A 19018-nucleotide genomic window follows, 5' to 3' on the forward strand; every position below is an offset into this window, starting at 1 on the left:
CCCGGCGAGTGACCCTGCGGTTACTTCGGGCTCCGTGACGCAAAGCTGACCGTCCGGCGGCCGGAACGGCCCCCGCTGGTCGGTTAGTTTTCCGGTCCGGTGCACGGGACTTCGCCGCCGACCCCCGACACCCCCACCGATCCCGTGCTCCCGCCGGAGGAGACAGACATGACCGTCCCCGCACCGCCGGCCCGCCGGCGGCCCACCGCGGTGGGCCGCGTACTGCCGCTGCTGCTCCTCGTCGCCCTGCTCGCGCCGATGACCCTGCTGTTCGTCCAGACCTGGCGACTCACGGCCGACGACCGGGACCTGGCCGGCCGGGAACGGCTGGGCGTGGAGTACCTGCGCGCCCTCGCCCCGGTCACCCACGCCCTGGTCGAGGCCCAGTCCGCCGCCGTCGCCGCCCGGCCCGTCACCAGCGAGGCGCTGACCCGCGCGGTCGAGGCCGCCGCCTCCGTGGACGCGCGGATCGGCGACGAGTTGCGCACCAAGGAACGCTGGGCGGGCCTGCGGGCCAGGATCGAGGCGCTGGGCGCCCGCGGCCCCGCCGACCCGGAGGCGGCCTTCACCGCGTACGGCGAGGCCACCGACCTGCTGCTGGCGCTGCACGGCAAGGTCCGGGAGACGTCCGGGCTCGTCCGCGACCCCCGGCCCGACTCCTTCTTCCTCCAGCACGCGAGCCGGGACCTGCCCGAGGCGGTCGTGGCGGCCGGCCGGCTGGCCGACCTGGCCGTGCTCGCCGACCGCCGGCCCGCCGCCGAGCGCAACCGCACCGCCGTCGAGATCGCCACCCTCCGGGTGGGCGTGCTCACCCCGGCCGGTGACCTGGTCGCCGACCTCCGGGCCGCCGTGGACAGCTCGGAGAGCGCCGACCTCGGCCCGAGCGTGCTGAACCCGCTCGACACCTACCAGCGGGCCGTCGAGACGTTGGCGGCCCACTCGGCACCGGCCGGTCGCGACGCGGAGACCGACCAGGCGCGGATCGCCGGCGCCCGGCTGAACGCGCAGGCCGCCGCCGAGCAGCTCCAGCCCGTCATCCTGGACGAACTCGACGCGCTCCTCGCCGGACGCTCCCGCGACCTGGACCGGGACCGCTGGCTGACAGTGGGGGCCGGGGCGCTGGCCGTCCTGCTGTGGGCGGCACTGGGCGCGGTGTGGCTCACCGCCGCCCGGCGGGCCCCGGGGCGCGCGGCACAGGCCCGACGCGAGCGGTACGGCGCCGACGCCCCGCCGGAGGACACGCCGTGGCAGCTGGCCGCCGGCCGGGGTGCCGAACCGCGTCAGCTCCAGCCGGCGGGATCGGCCCGCGAACGCGGCGGCGCGCAGTGGGGGCCCTCCGATGCTGCTCGCTAGGCTCCGCATCCGGGGCAAGCTCGCGCTGCTCGTGGTCATCCCGCTGCTCAGCATGGTGGCGCTCGCCGTGCCGGCGGTGCTCGACCGCGTGGCCGCCGCGCAACGGGCCGGCGACATCGCCGACCGGGTCCGCATCGCCAGCCGGATCGGCAGCCTCGTGCAGGACCTGCAACAGGAGCGCGTCCTCTCGGTCGGGCTGCTGCTCGGCCGGGTCACCCGGAGCGAGCTGATGCAGCGGACCGCTGGCGTGGACGACCGGGTCGCCGACCTGCGGGCCACCCCGGCAGGCCTGCTGCCGCCGGAGGTGACCGAGGCCCTGCACGGCGTACGCGGGCTGACGGACGTGCGTGCCGCGGTGCTCGCCGGCACCGCCACCCCGGACCAGATCATGGCTGCGTACGGGCCGGTCAGCACGGGACTGATCGACGCGCTGCGGCTGCCGTTCGGGGTGGACACCGACACGGCGGCCGGGCGGCAGGTGCTGGCCCTGGACGGGTTGCTCCGCGTCGACGAGGCGATGGGCGCCTGCGCCACCCTCATCGTGCTCGTCAAGGCCACCGGCTCGCCCCGGGTGAGCGCCTCGTACGTCGCCTGCATGGCGGGGCTGCGGGCGGACAACCAGGGGTTCCGCAGCCTGATCACGCCGGAGCAGTTGAAGCTGGTGACCCTGAACGACGCGGCCGTGGCCGCCCGGACCAGCGCGGACTTCCTCACCAGGAGCGCACTGGACCCGGCCGGCGCGACCAGGGACATCCCGCTGGACGCGCTCTTCCCGTCGGTCCGCTCGATGATCACCTTCGGGCAGTTCATCGAGAAGAAGCTCGTCGCCGACGTCATCGCCGAGGTGAGCGGGCAGCAACGCCGGGCGCTGACCGAGGCGTACCTGGTGGCGGGGATCGTCACCCTGATCCTCGCCGTGGTGGTGCTGCTCAGTGCGGCCGTCGCCCGGACGGTGGCCCGGCCGCTGACCCGGCTCACCCGCTCCGCCGACCGGGTGGCCCGGGTCGCCGAGGCGGAGCTGACCCGGGTCGCCGACGACGAGACCGAGGGTGCCGCGCCGGTACGCCTCGACCCGGTCGACGTACGGGCCCGCGACGAGATCGGCGACCTGGCCCGCGCGTTCGACCGGGTGCAGAGCACCGCCGCCCGGCTCGTGGAACGGCAGGTCGCCGGCCGACGCAACGTGGCCCAGATGTTCGGCCACGTCGGCCGCCGTACGCAGAACCTCGTGGGCCGGCAGATCGCGCTGATCGACCGGCTGGAGCGGCAGGAGACCGACCCCGGCCGGCTGGAGCACCTGTACCGGCTCGACCACATCTCCAGCCGCCTGCGCCGCAACGCCGGCAGCCTGGTGGTGCTCTCCGGATCGGCCGGCGCCGACCCCCACGTGGCGCCGGTGCCGCTCGCGGACGTGGTCCGGCTGGCGCTCGGCGAGATCGAGGACTACACCCGGGTCGACGTGCAGGTCCCGCCCGGCGTGTCGGTGGCACCCGGCACCGTCGGCGACCTCGTCCTGGCGCTGGCCGAGCTGATGGAGAACGCGACGGTCTTCTCCCCGCCGCACACCCGGGTCACCGTGGGCGGCGAGCCGACCGGCTCCGGCGCCCGGCTGACCGTGGTGGACCGGGGCATCGGCATGGCCCCGGAGCGGCTGGCGGAGGAGAACGCCCGGCTCACCCGGCGGGAGCGGCTGGACCTCGCGCCGACCGAGGTGCTGGGGCTCTTCGTGGTGGGCCGCCTGGCCCGCCGGCACGGCTGGCAGGTGCGGCTGACGCCGACCGCCGGTGGCGGGGTGACCGCGCACCTGGACGTCCCGGAGACGTCGCTGGTCGTGCACCGCGCCGAGCGGGCCGGCGTGACCGTGGCCCGGGCCGCCGTACCCGTCCGCGACCGGCGCTCGCCCGACGAGCCGGAGGCCGCCCGGCCTCCCGCAGCGGTCGGCACGGCGCGCTCCGAACCCCGCGCGACGGTCGGCGCGGCGCCGTCGGAGGTCGGCGCGGCGGCGGAGGCGGTGCCGTCGGAGGTCGGCGCGGCGGCGGAGGCGGTGCCGTCCGGCTTCGACGCGGCGCTGCTGAGCCGCGCCACCCGCAGCTTGGAGTCCGGCGCCTCCTGGGACGCGTTCAGGTTCAGTGGGGAGCCGACCGGCGTCGAACTGCGGGCGCCGGCCGGCACCGGGCCACGGGCACCGGCAGCCGCCCCGCCGGGCATCCGGCAGCGGGTACCCGGCGCCACCCTGCGCCCGGCCGGGCCGCCGGCCCCGTCGGCCGCCCCGCCGGCGAGCGGGCCGGTGCCGGTCACCGACGCGGACCCGGCCGCCGCCCGCGCCCTCGTCGAGGCCGTCGAGTCGGGCGTACGCCGGGCCGAGCTGGGCCGGGGCACCCCGGACGGCACCGCGCCGGCCGGGCTGACCCGGCGGGTGCCCGGGGCCAACCTGACCGCCACCCCGGCCCGTCAGCCCGACAGCCCGCCGGAGAACCCGGACGAGGTCCGCGACCTCCTCACCGAGTTCGAGGCGGGCGTCGCCCGCGCCCTGCGCGAAGTCAGCCAAGACCACCGCTACGAAGAGGGAACATCACGGTGACCAGCCCCTTCCTGCACGACAACGTCGACCACCAGAACCCGGGCGCCGGGGACCTGAGCCCGGAGGCGCGCACCTTCAACTGGCTGCTGGACTCCTTCACCTCCAGTACGGCCGGCGTGCTGGAGGCGATCGCCGTCTCGTCGGACGGGCTGCTGATGGCCATGTCGGCGATCAAGGACCGCTCCAACGCGGAACGGCTCGCCGCCGTGGTCTCCGGCATGACGAGCCTCGCCGGCGGCGCCGCGAGCTGGTACGCCCTCGGCGGGCTCAACCGGGTGGTCGTGGACATGGCCGAGGGCTACCTGCTGATCAGTGCCATCAGCAGCGGCTCCGTGCTCGGGGTGGTCGCCGACCGCTCGGCGAACCTCGGCACCGTCGCCTACGAGATGACGCTCTTCGCCGGGCGGGCCGGTGGCGCCCTCACCCCGAGACTGATCGCCGAACTGAAGAACGCCGCCCAGCAATGACCCCCGAGGTCGCCGGCGAGGGACCGGACCCGGAACCCACGGTCCGGATCCGGCCCTACCTGCGCGCGTCGTCCCCGCACGACGCCCGGCCCGGCCTGCCGGCGACCACGGCCGCGCCGGCGACCGAGGACGGGCCCGCCGGTCCGCGCCCGTTCGTGCTCACCGCCGGGCGGGTGGCCGGCGCCGACCCGGCGATCGGGCTGGAGACGCAGGTGACCGCCCGGCCGGCGACCGACCGGCCGGCGTCGCTGACCTGGCTGGCACCCGAGTTGCAGGCGATCGTCTCGCTCTGCGACGAGCCGATCTCGGTCGCCGAGATATCCGCCCGGACCCGGTTGCACTTCGGCGTGACCCGGGTGCTGGTCGGCGACCTCCGCGCCGCGGGCCACCTCGACGTGCACGACGGCGCCGACGCCCTCGACCCCGACATCATCCTGCGAGTGATTGATGGACTCCGTGCGATCTCCTGAATGGCCGGTCGCCCCGCTGGGCGGGATCGCCGCCAACAGCGCCGCCACCCGGTACGGCTCCCCGACGGGGCCGCAACCCGCCGCGTCCGCTCCGCCGCCGCACCGGACGCCGGCGACCGGGGTGGCCGCGGTGCCCCGGCCCGCGCCGGCCGCCGCACCGCCGATCCCGGTCAAGATCCTCATCGCCGGCGGCTTCGGGGTGGGCAAGACCACCACGGTCGGCGCGATCTCCGAGATCGCCCCGCTGACCACCGAGGCGGAGATGACCACCGCCGGGATCGGCGTCGACGACCCCGGCGTACGCTCCGCGAAGACCACCACCACGGTGGCGATGGACTTCGGCTGCGTCACCATCGACCGCAGCCTGAAGCTGTACCTGTTCGGCACGCCGGGGCAGGCCCGGTTCGGTTTCATGTGGGACGACCTGGCCCGGGGGGCGCTCGGCGCGCTCGTCGTGGTGGACAGCGCCCGGCTCGACGACTGCTACCCGGCGATCGACTTCTTCGAGCGGGCCGGCCTGCCCTTCGTGGTCGGCGTGAACGCCTTCGACGGGCGGCTGGCGCACGACCTCGACGCGATCCGGTGGGCGCTGGCCGTCGGCGACCACGTGCCCCTGGTGCAGTTCGACGCCCGGGACCGGCTCTCGGTGCGGGACGCCCTGCTGGTCGTCCTCGACCGCGCACTGGAGCGGGCCACCCGGGAGGGAAGGTCCTGAGCCGCTGCGGCGGTTCGACCCGTTTCACGAGAAGGGGTGGTTCGTGATGAGAGGTGGACTGGACGAGACACTGGCCCGGATGGCGCGCCGCGAGGAGGCGTTGCGGCGGCGGGCCGCCGAGACGGAGCCGGCGGGCGGGGAGGCCGTCGGGGCGCCGGAGGCGCGGGGCGGATCCGAGCCGGGGCGCGCCGACGTCCGGGGCGAGGGGCGCAACGCCGGGCCCGGCTGGACCGACGCGCGGCGGGGCGCGGAGCACCGCGACCCCGTGGTGGAGGTCGCCGAGGCGGTCCGTCGCGTGGTGGCCGGCCACCCCGGCACGGCGGTCAGCATCCGGGTCGAGCACGACGGGCAGGCGTACCCGCTGCGGGTCGCCTGGACCGACGCGGGCGTGACGGTCGACGTGGAGGCCCCCGCGCCGCCGCCGGCGTGGCCGATGTCGGTCAAGACGGTGCCGGCCTGGACGCCGGCCCAGGAGGGGCTGACCCCCGACCCGGCGGCGCGGCTGGCCGAGCTGATCCGCCGCGACCCCTCCCTGCTCGGGGACGGTGACGCTCCTCGCGGAGCACGGAACGCCCCGGGAGCGGGCAGGGCGTGACCACGGCGGCTAGGGTCGGGCGGTGGCGGAACCCGACCTGACCCTGACCGCGAGCCTGCGGCCGGCGGCCCTCGACGCCCGACGGGGCGTCGTCCGGCTGCACCCGGAGGTGCTCACCGCGCTGGCGCTGCGCCCCGGCGACCCGGTGCGGCTGGCGGGCCGGCGGGTGACCGCCGGCATCGTCGCGCCGGCCGAGCCGACCGCCAGCACCGCGCTGCTCTACGCCGACGACCTCATGCTGGGCAACCTCGGCATCCGCGACGGCGCCCAGGTGACGGTGAGCCGCCTGCCGGTCACGCCGGCCCGTCGGGTGCTTCTCGCCGGTCCGGCGCAGATCGCCGCCGTGGTCTCGCCCGAGATGCTCCGGCTGGCCCTGCTCGGCAAGGTGGTGACGACCGGGGACGACGTGTCGCTGCTGCCGCAGGACGTGCTGCCCGACGCCTCGGTGCGCAGCCTCGTGGAGGCCGCCCGCCGCAGCCTCTCCAACAGCGTCGGGTACGCCTGGACCAGCACCCTGCTCGCCGTGGCCGCCGCCGAGCCCGACACCGGCTCGCTGGTCACCATGGACACCGTCGTCGGCTGGGAGCACGGCCAGGCGACCCACGGCTCCGCCGGCACCGGACCCGCCCCGCAGGGGCGACGCCTCGACGCGGGCCCGACCCCGAACGGGACCGCAGCGGGCCGGGCGGCTGCCACGGGTGGCGTACGCCTCCCGGGCGCCGTGGACGCCACGGGACGCACCGCCGGGAGCGTCGACGAAGCGCCGCCCGCGGTGGACGAGCTGCCCGGGCTGCGGTCGCAGGCCGAGGAGCTGACCGAGCTGCTCGACCTCGGCTTCCACCACCGGGAGGTGCTGGGCCGGCTGGGCACGACCGTCTCGCTGGGCGTGCTGATCGCCGGGCCGGCCGGCTCCGGCAAGGCGGCGCTCGTACGGGCCGTGGCCGCCCGGGTCGGGGCCCGGGTCAGCCCGCTCTGGGCTCCCGAGGTGGCCGCGCTGACCAACCAGGCTGCCGCCGACCGGCTGCGCGCCGCCGCCGCCGAGGCGCGCGCGGACGGCCCCGGGGTGCTGCTGGTCACCGACGTGGAGGCGCTCGCCCCGGCGGACGGGCCGGGGCCGGTGGCGACCGTGTTCCGGCAGGTGGTCGCCGAGACCGTACGGGCGGGGGCGGCGGTCGTCTGCACCACCGGCCGGCCCGAGGCCGTCGACCCCGCGCTGCGTGCCCCGGACCTGCTCTCGCTGCGGATCAGCGTGCCGCTGCCGGACGCGGCCCTGCGCCGGGAGCAGTTGACGGTGCTGACCCGGCAGGTCCCGCTCGCCGACGACGTGCGGCTCGACGAGGTCGCCGGGCGCACCCCCGGCTTCGTCGCCGCCGACCTGGCCGCGCTGCTGCGCGAGGCCGGGGTGCGCGCGGCGCTGCGCCAGAAGTCGGCCGAGACGCCGACGGTGGCGATGGCCGACTTCACCGCCGCGCTGGAGGTGGTCCGCCCCACCACCATGGCCGCCTCCACCCTGGAGCTGGCCTCGGTGACGCTTGACGACGTGGGCGACCTGACGGAGGTCAAGGAGACGCTGACCGAGTCGGTGCTCTGGCCGCTGACCTACCCGGACACCTTCGCCCGGCTCGGCGTGCAGCCGCCGCGCGGGGTGCTCCTCTACGGCCCACCGGGCTGCGGCAAGACCTACCTGGTCACGGCGCTGGCCGGCTCGGGGCGGGCGAACGTGCTCTCGGTGAAGGGCGCGGAACTGCTGTCGAAGTGGGTCGGTGAGAGCGAGCGCGCGGTCCGCGAGCTGTTCCGCCGGGCCCGGGAGGCCGCGCCAACCCTGATCTTCCTGGATGAGGTGGACGCGCTCGCCCCCGTACGCGGCCAGGCCAGCGACGGCGGCACCACCGACCGGGTGGTGGCCGCGCTGCTGACCGAGCTGGACGGCGTGGAGACGCTGCGCAACGTGGTGGTGGTCGGCGCGACGAACCGCCCCGACCTGGTGGACCCGGCGCTGCTGCGCCCGGGACGGCTGGAACGGCTGGTCTACGTGCCGCCGCCGGACGGGCCGGCGCGGGCGGAGATCCTGCGCGCCTCGGCCCGGAACGTGCCGCTGGCACCCGAGGTGGACCTCGTGGAGCTGGGCGGGGAGCTGGACGGCTTCTCGGCGGCGGACTGTGCCGCGCTGGTGCGCGAGGCGGCCCTGGCCGCCATGCGGGAGTCGCTGACGGCGTCCACGGTCACGGCCGCGCACGTGGCGGCGGCCCGCGCCCGGGTCCGCCCGTCCCTGGACCCGGCCCAGGTCGCCTGGCTCGCCGCGTACGCCGAAAAGCGGGCCGGCTGAGCGCCCGTGCCCCCGGCGCGGTCGGGGGTGACGGGCGCTGTCGGGTCGACGTCGTGGGCGGCTCGTCAGTCGGTGGGCAGGAGGGGGCCGAGGGGCCCGAGGTCGAGATTGAGGTCCTCGGGCGTGAGGCCGAAGTACTCGCGCAGCCCCGCCATCTGCTCCTCCAGGGCCATCAGCGTGGTGCCGATCCGTTCGACCTGCTCCTCGGTGAGGTCGCCGAGGTCGACCCGGCGCAGCGCCTGTCGCTCCATGAGCTGCCGCAGCAGCTCGATCACGGTGAGCACGAGGCTGGCCAGCCCCCGCTCGACGCCGTCCCGGTCGACGGCGAGCCGACGGTCCAGCGGCGTCACCCGGGGCGGCTGCCACCGGGTGTCGCCGAGCGCGGCGGCGAGCTCGGCCGCCTCGTCCCGCCGGCCGCCGCCGCCCGCCTCGTCCCGACGGGTGCCCCCGCCGCCCGGTCTGCCCACGCCCACTCCGCCGCCCCCGCGACCCCTGCCGGTCGCGCCGTCCGGGCGGCCGTCCGGGGCGGTCACGGCCACGTCCCCGGCGACCCGGCGGCGGCGCTCGGGGCGGCATCCCGCAGTTCCGGCGGGGCGAGCGCACCGACGGAGGCGACCAGCGCACGCAGGGAGATCCGGACCAGGTCGATGTCGGCGATGGCGATCGTGATGTCGCCGCTGATCACCACCCCGGTGGCGAGGACCCGGTCGAGCAGGTCGACCAGGGCCACCGGCCGGTAGGCCAGCGGGTCGTCGGCGCTGCTGGGGGCGAGCGACGTGGTCACCACGCCCGCCCCCGGGCCGTCAGCACGCCGGCTCCCGTACGGTGAGCGCCGGCTCGGCGGGCCGCTCCTCGGCGAAGGAGTACGGCGGCCACGGGCCGGTCAGCTCCAGCCGGATCTCCGGGTGCCGCCCGGCGAGCGCGCCGACCAGCTGGCGGAATCCGGCGACCGACCCCTGGCCGACCAGGTACGCCCCGTTCAGCACCATGGCGGTGGGCGCGCCGGAGAGCCGGCGGTCCTGCGGGGGGTGCCGCCGGACGGCCACCGCGTGTCCGGCCAGTGCCTCGTGCACGGCGGAGGCGGCGTCGGCGGCGATCCGCTGCCCCTCCTCGCGGGCGGTGAGCTGGGCCCGGCGCCGCCGCAGGTACGCCGCCCCGGCGCCGCCCGACCCGGCGGGCTCCGCCGCGCGGGGCGTCGCGCCCGGCACGACGTACCCCTTCACGCCCCACTCGTCGTGGCCGGCGAGCCGGTCCAGGACGGTGGTCAGCTCGACCCGCCGGGCGGTGAGCTGCGCCGCCACCCGGGCGTCGTCGTGGTGGACGGTGGCCAGCCGGGCGGGCACCACGGCACCGTGGCGGGACAGGGCCGCGACCACCGCGTGGTGCGTCCGGGCCGCCCGCTCCAGCCAGGCCAGGTCCTCCAGGTTCCGGCGCAGCGCCTCCTCGCCGTACTCGGACAGCGGCGCGGCGCTGACGACGGCGACCAGGCCCGCGGCCCGCACCGCGCGCACCGGAGCCCCGTCCATCCCGGCAGTCGCGGCGAGCAGTGCGGGATCGACCTCCCGCGCCACGCCGTGCAGCCACACCCCGAGGCCGGAGCTCGCCGGCCCGGTGGCGGGCGCGAGGTCAGCCGTCGAACTCATCCCACTCCTCCCTGCGGGCGGCCGTCCGGGCGACCCGGGGGCGGCGTTCCGCCTCCACCTGCTCCGGGTCCCGTGGGCCGGGCTCCACCGGCGGCCTCGCCCGGGAGCTGAGCCACGGGTCGTGCTCCCACCAGTCGATGCCGATCTGCCGGGCCGTGTCGACAGAGGCGATGACCAGTCGCAGCTTGAGCGTCAGCAGCTCGATGTCGAGCAGGCTGACCCGGATGTCGCCGGCGATCACGATGCCCCGGTCGAGCACGCGTTCCAGGATGTCGCCGAGATTGGCCGGCTCGTGCCCGGCGGGCAGGACCTGGCCGGAGTTCTGCACCACCGGGGGCGGCTGCACGCTCACCTCAACCCACCTCGCCCTTCCCGCGCTGGTAGCGCCGCACCCGTCGGTAGCCGAGCAGGCCGCCCTCCAGGTCCAGCTCCACCTCGTAGAGGCCGAGCAGGTCGGTGGAGCTGGGGATACGCCGGTCCTCGATCACCTCCACCCCGATCAGCCAGCCGTCCCGCGACGACTTCAGCGAGGTGGTCCCCACCGGATCCCGGCCGGTCAACTCGACGATCTGCCGCATCCCCTCGCGCGCCGCCTCGGCGGCCGTGATGGGTTCGAGGTACTCCTCCTCGTCGTCGTACCGGTCGTCGTCGACGGGCTCGCTCCTACGCGCCCGACCGCCGTCGCCGCGGATCAGACCCCCCATCGCGCTCACCTCCCTCGCCGCCGCCGCGCGACACCCGCCGCGAGCGTTCGGTGCCGACCTGCCGCGCCCGGTCCGCGCCGGACTGGTGCCGGGTCCCGCCGTTCTGCCGACGGGACCCGGGGCCGTTCCGGGCCGGGGCCCGGCCCTGGGCGGGCGCCGGCCGCTGGACGCCGCCGGTCAGCCGCTCCAGCACCTGCTGCTGCCCCCGGTCCCGTTCCCCGGCGCTGATCTCGCCCGCCGCCGCCGCCGCGTCCAGCGCCTCCAGCTCGCGCCGGACGTCGACGGGGTTGCGCTGCCGCGACTCCGCCTCCCGGGCGATCACCTTCACCACCGCCGTCAGCCCCCGCACCGGCGCGTACGGCAGGGTCAGCAGCGTCCACAGGATGTCCACCGGTCACCCCATCAACTGGTGGGCGCTGACGAAGTCGTACGGCGCGAGCGGGCCGAGCAGCCGCATCCGGATCAGCTCCCGGCGCTGCTCGGCGTACTCCTCGACCGCCGAGACGAACTCGTCCTCCCGGTCCTGTTCGACCAGGAAGGCGGCGTTCGACGCGTCCAGCTCGTTGCTCGGCGGCCGGGGCGCGCTCGCCACGACGAGGGGACCGAGCGTGTCGACCAGTTGCCGGTTCTCCGCCTCCCGGCGCAGCTCCACCGCCTGGCTGATGATCTCGCCGAGCCGGATCCGCTGCGTCCGGGTGGCCGCCTCCGGCTGCCCACGCACCTGGTCCGCCAGGTCGGCGGCGCCCGGGTTGTCCGCCAGCACCGCCGCGATGAGGTTCGCCTCGTCGTAGCGCCCGTGCACCGTGTACTGGATCCGGCCCTCGAACTCGTCGAGGGCGGCGGCGAACCGGTCGTGGTGCGCGTCCAGCAGGTCGGCGACCGCGTCGGGCCCGGTGACGACCGTGCCGAAGCGCACCGGCAGCACCGGCGCCACCGCCGCCGTGCCGTCCACCAGTTCCTGGTACGCGGTCAGGTCCGCCGGCCGGCCGAGCGGCTCGGTCAGGCTCACATCGCTGACCAGCGCGGCCAGGTCCTCGTGCCGCACCGCCGTCACCTCTCCGGGCGGGTCGCCGACCCCGGCGGCGTCCGGGGTCGGCTCCACGTCGGAGGGCACGATGCCGTAGATGAACAGTCCGGTCTCCTCGGCCATGCTCACCGCTCCTCGTCCCGTCGCCGCCGGGGCCGGTCGCGATCCCGGTCCCGGTCCCGGTCCCGATCCTGGTCGTCCGGGCCCAGCTCGCCGACGGCGTCCTTGATCGCGCCGACCGTCTTGCCGATGCCCGAGACCGCCTTGCCGGCGCCGACCGCCCCCGAGGCCCCCTCGACCAGGTCGGGCAGCCCCTTCTGGCCCTTCGGGGTGATGTCGAACCGGTCGACCGCCTCGGCGAAGCGCAGGTAGGTCTCCACGCTGGCGATGACGATCCGGGCGTTGATCTCGACCAGCTGGATGCCGACCACCGCGATCGAGACCTGGGCGTCGATCACCACGCCCTTGTCCAGCACGGTCTCCACGACATCGGCCAGGCCGGAGCCCCCTCCGCCGCGTTGCAGGGCGCCGCCGCCCTGAGCCTCACTCGTCGCGATTGTCACTCCCGCTCCTCCCGTCGACGGCGGACCACCGGGCGCCGGGGTGCTTCCGGGGAGCGGCGGGCCCGGGGCTCCTCACGGGAACGCGGCTCCTCACGGGAACGCGGCTCCTCACGGGAACGCGGCTCCTCACGGGGCTGCGGGCGGCGGGCCCGCTCAGGGGCACGGCGGCGCGGCGGGGGCTGTTCCTCCTCCGGCTCCTCCTCCTCGTACTCGTCGTAGTCGCCCTCGTCGTACTCGTCCTCGTACTCCTCGTCCTCGGCCGGGCGACGGCGCTGGGGCGGTTGGCGGCGGCCACGCTCGGCGGTCCTGCGCCTCTCGCGCGGCTCCTCCTCGGCCTCCTCCTCCTCGGGCTCGGGCTCGGGCTCGCGCCGGCCGCGCTGCTCGCGCTGCTGTCGCTCCTCGCCCTCCTCCTGCCCCTGGCGCTCCTGCTCCTCGCGCTCCTGCTGCTCGCGCTCCTCCTGCTCCTCGCGCAGCGCGGTCTCGTGGTCGCGGACCACCTGCGAGTCCTCGATCTCGCCGCGCCAGCCCTGCACCGAGTCCGGGTCGAGGACCGTGTGGGTCATCACGTGCCGGACGAAGTGCTTCAGCTCCAGCCGGGCGCGGCGGCCCTGGGCCCGCCACAGGTTGCCGGTGTGCTCGAAGAGGCCCTGCGGGTGGTACTCCAGCACCACCAGGATCCGGGTCAGGTCGGGCGACAGCTCGTGGAAACTGACGGTGCCGTCGACGGAGCCCTTCTCGCCCTTCGAGCGCCAGTGGATCAGCTTGTCCGGGATCTGCCGGACGATTGTGGACTCCCAGGTGCGGTGCGACCAGAAGACCTGCGCCTTCCAGGTCAGCTTCTCGTCCGACTCGGTGTCGACGTTCTCGACCTTCTTCATGAAGCTCGGGAAGTCGCCGAACTGGGTCCACTGGTCGTACGCGACCCGGACCGGCACGCCGACCTCGATCGCCTCGACGATGTTGGTGACCTTGACCTTCTTGCCGCCGCCCTTGCCACCCTTGCCGAGCGCCGACATGACCTTCTCCTTACCGCCGGCCAGTCCGGCATGGACCATCGCCTTCACCGGTGAACCGCCCTCCGCGAGCTTCTGCGCGCCGGTGGCAGCGGCGATCAGGCCGGGACCCCCGCCCTGCTTCGCGTAGTCGCTGAGCCGGCCGGTCGCGCCCGTGATCCGCTCCGTCACCACCCGCATCGCGCGTTCGCCGATGGCGCTGGCCAGGTTGCGCGCCTCGCCGGCGAGTTGGCCCCGGACCTTGTCCCCGAGTCCGCCGGGGTTCTTCGTGTCCGGCATGGTCACCGCCCCCGCCGCTGGTCGCCGGCGTCGCGGTTCCGCTGCTCGCCGTCGTCGTCGCGGTCCTGCCCGCCGTCGTCGTCGCGGTCCCGCTGCCCGCCGTCGTCCTCGCGCCCCTGCTGCTCGGCGTCGTCGCGCCCCTGCTGCTCGGCGTCGGTGTCCCGGTCCGGCCGGTCGCCGTCGCCGGCCCCGCCCTTGCGGCGCAGCGCGTCGGCCGAGCCGCGCAGCTTGCCGCTGATGGCATCGATGCCGCTGCCGGCGGCGGCGGTCGCGGCCGCCTTGGAGGCGGCGGCGAGCGGGCCGCCCAGGCGGCCGAGGTTGCTCAGGTGGGGAGACGACTGAAGCAGGTTTCCGCCCGCCTTCAGCAGTCCGCCGGGCTCCCGACTGGCCCGGCCGGCCGCGACCGCGGCGGCCAGGGTGAGGGCGGTACGCAGCTTGCGCCGCCGGCCCAGCAGGTAGCCGAAGCCGACCGCGAGCCCGATTCGTGCTCCGCTCTTCATCAGTTCTCCTTCGCTCCCCGGAGCGCCGGACACCTGACGGCAATGGTCGAAAGAATGGCCGCCGGGGATCAGCACGCGCCGGACCGCACATCAGGTGTCCCGTTTAATCGGACCCGACGGGCAGTACCCGTTGGCCTATCGGCGAAACACTCCCGCGCTTTGTCGGAACCATCCACCCGGGCCGGAGGGCGCGCCCCACAAACCGCGCAAAGCCGACAGGGAGGCAGCGCTGAGCAGGAAGAACGTCAGAAAGGAAATAAATGCAGAACGGTCGTCACATGGCCGGCAGCGTCGAATCGAGGCATATCTCGGCGTGCACCGCACCGCCACTTTCGCGCAATTTGGCGCCACACTTCTTCAGCACGGAAACGGCACCGTGGTTGTCGACGGTGGTCTCCGCGACCACCAGGCGCATTCCGGCCGCCGCCGCCTCGTTCAACAGTTCGCGCAGGGCGGCCGCGCCGATTCCCTGGCCCCGGGCGGAGCGGCCCAGCCACATCCCGGTCTCGACCGTGCCCGGCTCGTCGCGGCGGGCCATCCGGATCATGCCGACCACCTCGCCGCCGGCCAGGATCGCGTACATGCAGGTGCCGGTCGGGCCGTCCAGACCGCCGAAGCTCGCCCGGTGGAACTCCCGGAACGCCTCCCGCCGGGCGCACGACCAGCCCGCAGGGGCCTCCACCGGCGGCATCACGTCGCCGGGCTCCGCTTCCGCAGCCGCTACGGAGAGCAATGGTTCCAGGTTCTGCTCGTCCACCGGCTCCAGCCGCACCGTTCCCGCCACGTGCCGCAGTCTGCCGGCCCCACCGGCCCAAGTCCACCCCATCGGGCCTCGACTGGCGGTCCGGCGGAAGGTACCGGCCGGTCGGCCCGCATCGTGTTCCGCCTCACGCTCCGCTGTCGACCGCCCGTCCGGCCCAGGTGACGGGCGGCGGAACCGCCCCGCCCCCGGGGCCGGTCAGGGTGCCTCGGCGTCGAACTCGCAGAGCACCACGGAGGCGTCGTCGGCCGGCTTGTGCCGGCGCAACCGGTCCGGATGGTCGCGCTCGGCGACGCGTACCCGGTCGATCAGCGCGGCGGGATCCTCGGCGGTCGCCACGTCCAGCAGCCCCGCCCAGTCGAGGACGCCGAACTGCTCCACCAGGGCCGACACGCCGTCGCTGAGCAGTGCCGCCCGGCGTACCGCACCCGGCCCCCGCAGCGGCAGGGTCCCGGTCACCGCGTGGAACGCCGCGTCCGGGTCGGCGGCCGCCACCCAGTAACCGTGGGTGCGGTTCATCCGCGCCCGCTGCATGCCGACCGCCTGCCGCATCCGGGTCACCCGGTCGGCGCCGCCGGCCGGCAGGGCCGCGACCATGGCACGCAGCTCCGCCGTGGCGGTGTCCAGTCGGTCGTCGGTGACCACGCTGACCCGACCGCCGGCGTCGAGCACCAGCGTGCTGTCGCAGAGCACGAGGTAGTCGAGGTGGTCGCCCCCGTCGCGCAGCAGGCAGACCGTGCTCGACGGGGTGCCCGGATGGTCGAGGTCGCACCCGTCGCCGTGGTCGGCCCGGACCGCGAGGATCGCCGCCGCCAGGTTGCTCATCAGGGTCGCCGTCGGGCGGACCGCCTCCGCCAGCCCGAGCCGGGCCGCGAGGTGCCGGACGTACCAGGCGGTGCCGTGCGCGCAGCCCGTGTCGAAGCCCTCCGGCACGCTGGCGCCGTCCAGTACGCCGACCAGCGGCCCGAACCGGAAGACCAGGTCCTCGTTGACCGCCCGGCCGGGGGGCGGCGCGGACGCGGAGCGTACCCGCATCGTCCGCGCCGCCCCGACCACCCGGGTCGCCTCAGCGGCGACGGAGGTCGTCGGCGGTCTCATGCGCCTGCCCCTGCATCTGGTGGGCGGCCGACCGGCCCTGATCCCGGACGGCGGACGCGCCACTGGCGGCCGTCGAACCGACCGCCCGGGCCGCTTCCTGCGCCGGTCCGCGCATGTTGTGGCTGACCTCGTGGCCCATCTCGCGGCCCACCTCGCCGGCCTGCTCCCGCAGGTGTCTGGCCTGCGCCCGCAGCTGGTCGGAATGCTCGCCGACCATGTCCTTGGCCTGCCCGGCCCAGTGCCGTTCGGGGCGGCTGGGCGGGATCAGCGACGAGACCAGCAGACCGGCGCCGAAGGCGATCAGGCCGGCCGCCAGGGGGTTGCCCTGCGCCTGCTGGCGGGACTGCTGCCCGAGCGAGCGGGCCTCCTCCCGCACCGACCCGGCCATGTGCGACATCTGCTCCCGGGACTGCTCCCCGAACGCCCGCGCCGAATCGGCCGCGTGCGACACCCGTTCCCGGGACTGCCCGCCGAACTCCCGCGCCGAATCGGCCGCGTGCGACATCCGCTGACCTGTCGCCTGCGACATCCGCTGTGCGGTGCCCTGCCCGTCAGACTGCACGCCCATCACCTTCTCCCTGGCCCGGGTGAACGCGCCACGGGCCTGCCCGACGCGCTCACCGGCGATCCGCCGCGGGTTGACCTTGTCGGCCAGCGCGTCGACGTCGCTGCTCAGTTCGTTCCGGGTGTTCTCGATCTCCCACCGGATCCGGTCCGGATCGTTGGACATGATCTGCTCCCTCCCGGCTGGTTCACCGGCCGCGCGCCGCCTTCGGAATCTCCTGTGCGGTCTGCCTCGTCCGGGGCAGCACCGAGCGGAGCTGCTCCTTCTCCCTGCGCGCCCTGGAGAGCAGGACACCCGTGACGACACCCCAGATGACGGCCACGATCAGCGCCGCCCAGCTCTGGTCCATCACGTTGGACAGCCCCCACCACAGCGCGTACGACACGAACAGCACCGTCAGGAAACCGGCCAGCGAGGCCCCGCCGAACATGCCGGCGAGCCTGCCGACCTGACCCGCCTCCTCGCGCAGCTCCGCCTTGGCCAGTTCGACCTCCTTGCGGACCAGCACGGAGAAGTCCCGGGTCACGTCGCCCAGCAGGTCGCCGACCGACTGCGTCCGCTCCTTCTCGGGGGCACTCACGGCGCCACCCCGCCCGGGATGTCCGGCCCCTGCCGGCCCGACGGCGAGGCGTTGCGCACCCGGGCCGTCCCGGTGTACGCCCCCTCGGGCATGTACGGCGCCTCGGCCGTCCGCTCGTACGGCTGCGGCCCGGCCGCGGTGGGCGCGGTACCCGGCCCGGTCGGCGGCATCGACGGCTGGCCCTCGGCCCGCGCCCCGTCGCCCGACGCGGTCAGGTTCCGGGTGAGCCGCCCGACCAGCATGCCGGCCAGGGCCGCGCCGGCCAGGAAGGTGCCCGGGTGCCGGCGCGCGTACGACCGCACGTCGTGGAGCATCGCCCCGGGTTCGCGCTCGTCGAGCCAGCCCGCCGCCTGCTGGGCGGCGTCGGCGGCCCGGCGGACCGCCTGGGCGGCCATCCCGGAGTCCTCGCTCCGCTCCGCCATCGAGCTGAGTTCGCGCCCGATGCCGCGCAGCCCGTCGGCGGCCCGGTGCTGCTGCGCCCGGGCCTGGTCGCGCAACTGCGTGCCGGCCTCGCCGGTCAGGTGGCGCGCCTGCCGCCCGGCCTCCGACGCCACGTGTCCGCCCTGTTCGGCGGCGGCGTGCGCGACGTGTCCGCCCTTCTCCGCGGCGGCGTGCGCAGCGTGTGCGCCCTTCTCCGCGGCGGTGTGCGCGAGCTGTCCGCCGGCCTGGGCCGCCTGGTGCCCGACCCGGGACGCCTCCTGCCGGGTCTGCTGTGCGGTGCCGGTCGCACCGTCCGGTGGCCGGCTCGGGTTGATCTGCGTCATCGCCCGCTCCCTCCGTCGGCCCCGGGCCGCAGGTCACGGCCCGGAACGTGAACCGGCCGCGAGATGCGGCCCGGAACGACACCCGCGTACCCGCGCGGATCGCCGACATTCCGCACCGGCGTCGGGGGTAGGAGCGGCGGTCCGCCTGGGCGCGCCGCCACGAGGCTCGTTCGTGGTGGCCACCGCCGGGCACGTCGACCACGGCAAGCCGGACGGCACCGGACCGGCCTGTCGGAACGGGGTCGGCGGTGCCGGGACCGGTCGCGGGGTACGACAGCGGTCAGCGGCGGCGGTTGCGGGCCCGGGAGGACCGCAGCCGGCGCAGCCGCCCGATCAGCACCGGCTCGGCGGCGAGGGCTGCCGGGTTGTCGAGCAGCCCGTTGAGCAACTGGTAGTAGCGGGTGGCCGAGAGGGCGAAGGTGTCCCGGATGGCCTGTTCCTTGGCGCCGGCGTGCCGCCACCACTGCTGTTCGAAGGCGAGGATGCCGCGCTCACGCTCGGTGAGGCCACTCTCGGGCCGGGCGTCCGCCGGAGCGTCGGCGTCGGTGCCGGCCCCGCTCGGCGGGGCGCCGGCCTCGCTGGGCGCCGCCCCGGCGGCGTCCGGCTCCGGCGCCGAGCGGGGCTGCGGGACCGTCGGCGTCGCGGCGCCCGGACCGGTACGCGGCTGGGGAACGACGCTGCCGGTGTCCCGCGCCTCCCCGGTGGCCTCCGCCCCGACGGTCGCGCCGGCCTCGCCGGGCCGGCCCGGCACGGGCGGCTCGGTGGCGGCCGGGGCGGCGTCGGCGGGCTGCATGGCGCTCCTCGTGGGGCTGGCGGGCGGCACACCACGACGCCGACCGGTGGGGGACTCCCAGCCTAACCAGGGCAGACCCGGTTCGCATCGGACGACAGTGCCGGCCAGGCTTGGGCGGTGGGGCCGGGGGCGGGGGGGGCCCCCCCGGGCCCCCCCCCCGGGCCCGGGTGGTTCCCCCCGGGCCCACGCCCCCCGGGCCCCCCCCCGGTGAACCCCAAAAAC

General features: G+C 76.0%; 22 protein-coding genes and 1 pseudogene. 7 read left to right on the forward strand and 16 right to left on the reverse strand.

Annotated features, from left to right (window positions below; translation table 11 throughout):
* Nucleotides 1–168 precede the first annotated feature (168 nt).
* Genes AB0B83_RS15310 through AB0B83_RS15340 form a run of 7 tightly spaced genes read left to right on the forward strand, consistent with a single transcriptional unit; the run spans nucleotide 169 to nucleotide 8507 of the window.
* Nucleotides 169–1353, forward strand: coding sequence for a hypothetical protein (locus AB0B83_RS15310; protein WP_357578724.1), 1185 nt, complete (start codon nucleotides 169–171; stop codon nucleotides 1351–1353).
* Entirely contained in the window at nucleotides 1340–3934 is a 2595-nt protein-coding gene (locus tag AB0B83_RS15315; RefSeq protein ID WP_357578725.1) for a nitrate- and nitrite sensing domain-containing protein, read from the forward strand. Before AB0B83_RS15310 ends, AB0B83_RS15315 begins: the two co-directional genes overlap by 14 nt.
* The gene (locus AB0B83_RS15320; protein ID WP_088998136.1) at nucleotides 3931–4401 is read left to right on the forward strand and encodes a roadblock/LC7 domain-containing protein; all 471 of its coding nucleotides are present in this window, start codon (nucleotides 3931–3933) and stop codon (nucleotides 4399–4401) included. Before AB0B83_RS15315 ends, AB0B83_RS15320 begins: the two co-directional genes overlap by 4 nt.
* Nucleotides 4398–4871, forward strand: coding sequence for a DUF742 domain-containing protein (locus AB0B83_RS15325; RefSeq protein ID WP_311411741.1), 474 nt, complete (start codon nucleotides 4398–4400; stop codon nucleotides 4869–4871). The genes AB0B83_RS15320 and AB0B83_RS15325 overlap by 4 nt, the downstream gene beginning before the upstream one ends.
* Nucleotides 4849–5586 carry an ATP/GTP-binding protein gene (locus AB0B83_RS15330; RefSeq protein WP_357578726.1) on the forward strand — a complete coding sequence of 246 codons (738 nt, stop codon included), beginning with the start codon at nucleotides 4849–4851 and terminating at the stop codon, nucleotides 5584–5586. The genes AB0B83_RS15325 and AB0B83_RS15330 overlap by 23 nt, the downstream gene beginning before the upstream one ends.
* A gap of 46 nt (nucleotides 5587–5632) precedes the next feature.
* Nucleotides 5633–6181, forward strand: a complete 549-nt coding sequence (locus AB0B83_RS15335) for a hypothetical protein (RefSeq protein WP_357578727.1) — start codon at nucleotides 5633–5635, stop codon at nucleotides 6179–6181.
* A gap of 22 nt (nucleotides 6182–6203) precedes the next feature.
* Complete coding sequence (locus tag AB0B83_RS15340; RefSeq protein ID WP_357578728.1) at nucleotides 6204–8507, forward strand: AAA family ATPase; 2304 nt, start codon at nucleotides 6204–6206, stop codon at nucleotides 8505–8507.
* Between the two features lie 65 nt (nucleotides 8508–8572).
* Here the strand turns inward: AB0B83_RS15340 and AB0B83_RS15345 are convergent, their stop codons facing one another.
* The 16 genes and pseudogenes from AB0B83_RS15345 to AB0B83_RS15420 all read right to left on the reverse strand — a co-directional run bounded on the left by AB0B83_RS15345 (nucleotide 8573) and on the right by AB0B83_RS15420 (nucleotide 18796).
* Entirely contained in the window at nucleotides 8573–8974 is a 402-nt protein-coding gene (locus tag AB0B83_RS15345) for a gas vesicle protein K (protein ID WP_357578729.1), read from the reverse strand.
* Nucleotides 8975–9036: 62 nt separating this feature from the next.
* On the reverse strand, nucleotides 9037–9291 hold the full coding sequence (locus AB0B83_RS15350; RefSeq protein WP_357578730.1) for a gas vesicle protein: 255 nt from the start codon (nucleotides 9289–9291) through the stop codon (nucleotides 9037–9039).
* Nucleotides 9292–9310: 19 nt separating this feature from the next.
* Complete coding sequence (locus AB0B83_RS15355; RefSeq protein ID WP_357578731.1) at nucleotides 9311–10150, reverse strand: GvpL/GvpF family gas vesicle protein; 840 nt, start codon at nucleotides 10148–10150, stop codon at nucleotides 9311–9313.
* Nucleotides 10134–10502 (reverse strand): gas vesicle protein, encoded by a 369-nt coding sequence (locus AB0B83_RS15360; RefSeq protein WP_357578732.1) that lies wholly within the window; start codon nucleotides 10500–10502, stop codon nucleotides 10134–10136. Before AB0B83_RS15360 ends, AB0B83_RS15355 begins: the two co-directional genes overlap by 17 nt.
* Before the next feature lies 1 nt (nucleotide 10503).
* Nucleotides 10504–10854 carry a gas vesicle protein gene (locus AB0B83_RS15365; RefSeq protein ID WP_357578733.1) on the reverse strand — a complete coding sequence of 117 codons (351 nt, stop codon included), beginning with the start codon at nucleotides 10852–10854 and terminating at the stop codon, nucleotides 10504–10506.
* On the reverse strand, nucleotides 10814–11245 hold the full coding sequence (locus tag AB0B83_RS15370; protein WP_357578734.1) for a gas vesicle protein GvpG: 432 nt from the start codon (nucleotides 11243–11245) through the stop codon (nucleotides 10814–10816). Before AB0B83_RS15370 ends, AB0B83_RS15365 begins: the two co-directional genes overlap by 41 nt.
* 3 nt (nucleotides 11246–11248) lie before the next feature.
* Nucleotides 11249–12004, reverse strand: coding sequence for a GvpL/GvpF family gas vesicle protein (locus tag AB0B83_RS15375; protein ID WP_357578735.1), 756 nt, complete (start codon nucleotides 12002–12004; stop codon nucleotides 11249–11251).
* 224 nt (nucleotides 12005–12228) lie between these two features.
* A pseudogene (gene gvpJ / locus AB0B83_RS15380) lies at nucleotides 12229–12405 on the reverse strand (gas vesicle protein GvpJ); the annotation flags it as partial.
* Nucleotides 12406–12440: 35 nt separating this feature from the next.
* Nucleotides 12441–13736: an SRPBCC family protein gene (locus tag AB0B83_RS15385; protein WP_357578736.1), complete on the reverse strand. Its 1296-nt coding sequence runs from the start codon at nucleotides 13734–13736 to the stop codon at nucleotides 12441–12443.
* Between the two features lie 2 nt (nucleotides 13737–13738).
* The gene (locus AB0B83_RS15390; protein WP_357578737.1) at nucleotides 13739–14236 is read right to left on the reverse strand and encodes a hypothetical protein; all 498 of its coding nucleotides are present in this window, start codon (nucleotides 14234–14236) and stop codon (nucleotides 13739–13741) included.
* Nucleotides 14237–14510: 274 nt separating this feature from the next.
* Entirely contained in the window at nucleotides 14511–15020 is a 510-nt protein-coding gene (locus tag AB0B83_RS15395; protein ID WP_357578738.1) for a GNAT family N-acetyltransferase, read from the reverse strand.
* A gap of 174 nt (nucleotides 15021–15194) precedes the next feature.
* Nucleotides 15195–16094 (reverse strand): hypothetical protein, encoded by a 900-nt coding sequence (locus AB0B83_RS15400; protein WP_357578739.1) that lies wholly within the window; start codon nucleotides 16092–16094, stop codon nucleotides 15195–15197.
* Nucleotides 16063–16824, reverse strand: coding sequence for a DUF3618 domain-containing protein (locus AB0B83_RS15405; protein ID WP_357578740.1), 762 nt, complete (start codon nucleotides 16822–16824; stop codon nucleotides 16063–16065). The genes AB0B83_RS15400 and AB0B83_RS15405 overlap by 32 nt, the downstream gene beginning before the upstream one ends.
* A gap of 22 nt (nucleotides 16825–16846) precedes the next feature.
* Nucleotides 16847–17239, reverse strand: a complete 393-nt coding sequence (locus AB0B83_RS15410; RefSeq protein WP_357578741.1) for a phage holin family protein — start codon at nucleotides 17237–17239, stop codon at nucleotides 16847–16849.
* Nucleotides 17236–18003, reverse strand: a complete 768-nt coding sequence (locus tag AB0B83_RS15415) for a hypothetical protein (RefSeq protein WP_357578742.1) — start codon at nucleotides 18001–18003, stop codon at nucleotides 17236–17238. Before AB0B83_RS15415 ends, AB0B83_RS15410 begins: the two co-directional genes overlap by 4 nt.
* A gap of 280 nt (nucleotides 18004–18283) precedes the next feature.
* A complete protein-coding gene (locus AB0B83_RS15420) occupies nucleotides 18284–18796 on the reverse strand; it encodes a DUF3263 domain-containing protein (protein WP_357578743.1) in 513 nt (170 codons plus the stop codon).
* Nucleotides 18797–19018 lie beyond the last annotated feature (222 nt).

Origin of the sequence: Micromonospora sp. NPDC049060, from assembly GCF_040649055.1 — a bacterium.
In the GTDB taxonomy this organism is placed as follows: Bacteria; Actinomycetota; Actinomycetes; order Mycobacteriales; family Micromonosporaceae; genus Micromonospora; species Micromonospora reichwaldensis.

Excerpts from the sequence above, each read along its gene's own strand:
- AB0B83_RS15310 (WP_357578724.1), top strand. The coding sequence starts at position 169 with ATGACCGTCCCCGCACCGCCGGCCCGCCGGCGGCCCACCGCGGTGGGC.
- AB0B83_RS15315 (WP_357578725.1), top strand. The coding sequence starts at position 1,340 with ATGCTGCTCGCTAGGCTCCGCATCCGGGGCAAGCTCGCGCTGCTCGTG.
- AB0B83_RS15325 (WP_311411741.1), top strand. The coding sequence starts at position 4,398 with ATGACCCCCGAGGTCGCCGGCGAGGGACCGGACCCGGAACCCACGGTC.
- AB0B83_RS15330 (WP_357578726.1), top strand. The coding sequence starts at position 4,849 with ATGGACTCCGTGCGATCTCCTGAATGGCCGGTCGCCCCGCTGGGCGGG.
- AB0B83_RS15335 (WP_357578727.1), top strand. The coding sequence starts at position 5,633 with ATGAGAGGTGGACTGGACGAGACACTGGCCCGGATGGCGCGCCGCGAG.
- AB0B83_RS15355 (WP_357578731.1), bottom strand. The coding sequence starts at position 10,150 with ATGAGTTCGACGGCTGACCTCGCGCCCGCCACCGGGCCGGCGAGCTCC.
- AB0B83_RS15365 (WP_357578733.1), bottom strand. The coding sequence starts at position 10,854 with ATGGGGGGTCTGATCCGCGGCGACGGCGGTCGGGCGCGTAGGAGCGAG.
- AB0B83_RS15375 (WP_357578735.1), bottom strand. The coding sequence starts at position 12,004 with ATGGCCGAGGAGACCGGACTGTTCATCTACGGCATCGTGCCCTCCGAC.
- AB0B83_RS15385 (WP_357578736.1), bottom strand. The coding sequence starts at position 13,736 with ATGCCGGACACGAAGAACCCCGGCGGACTCGGGGACAAGGTCCGGGGC.
- AB0B83_RS15390 (WP_357578737.1), bottom strand. The coding sequence starts at position 14,236 with ATGAAGAGCGGAGCACGAATCGGGCTCGCGGTCGGCTTCGGCTACCTG.
- AB0B83_RS15400 (WP_357578739.1), bottom strand. The coding sequence starts at position 16,094 with ATGAGACCGCCGACGACCTCCGTCGCCGCTGAGGCGACCCGGGTGGTC.
- AB0B83_RS15405 (WP_357578740.1), bottom strand. The coding sequence starts at position 16,824 with ATGTCCAACGATCCGGACCGGATCCGGTGGGAGATCGAGAACACCCGG.
- AB0B83_RS15415 (WP_357578742.1), bottom strand. The coding sequence starts at position 18,003 with ATGACGCAGATCAACCCGAGCCGGCCACCGGACGGTGCGACCGGCACC.
- AB0B83_RS15420 (WP_357578743.1), bottom strand. The coding sequence starts at position 18,796 with ATGCAGCCCGCCGACGCCGCCCCGGCCGCCACCGAGCCGCCCGTGCCG.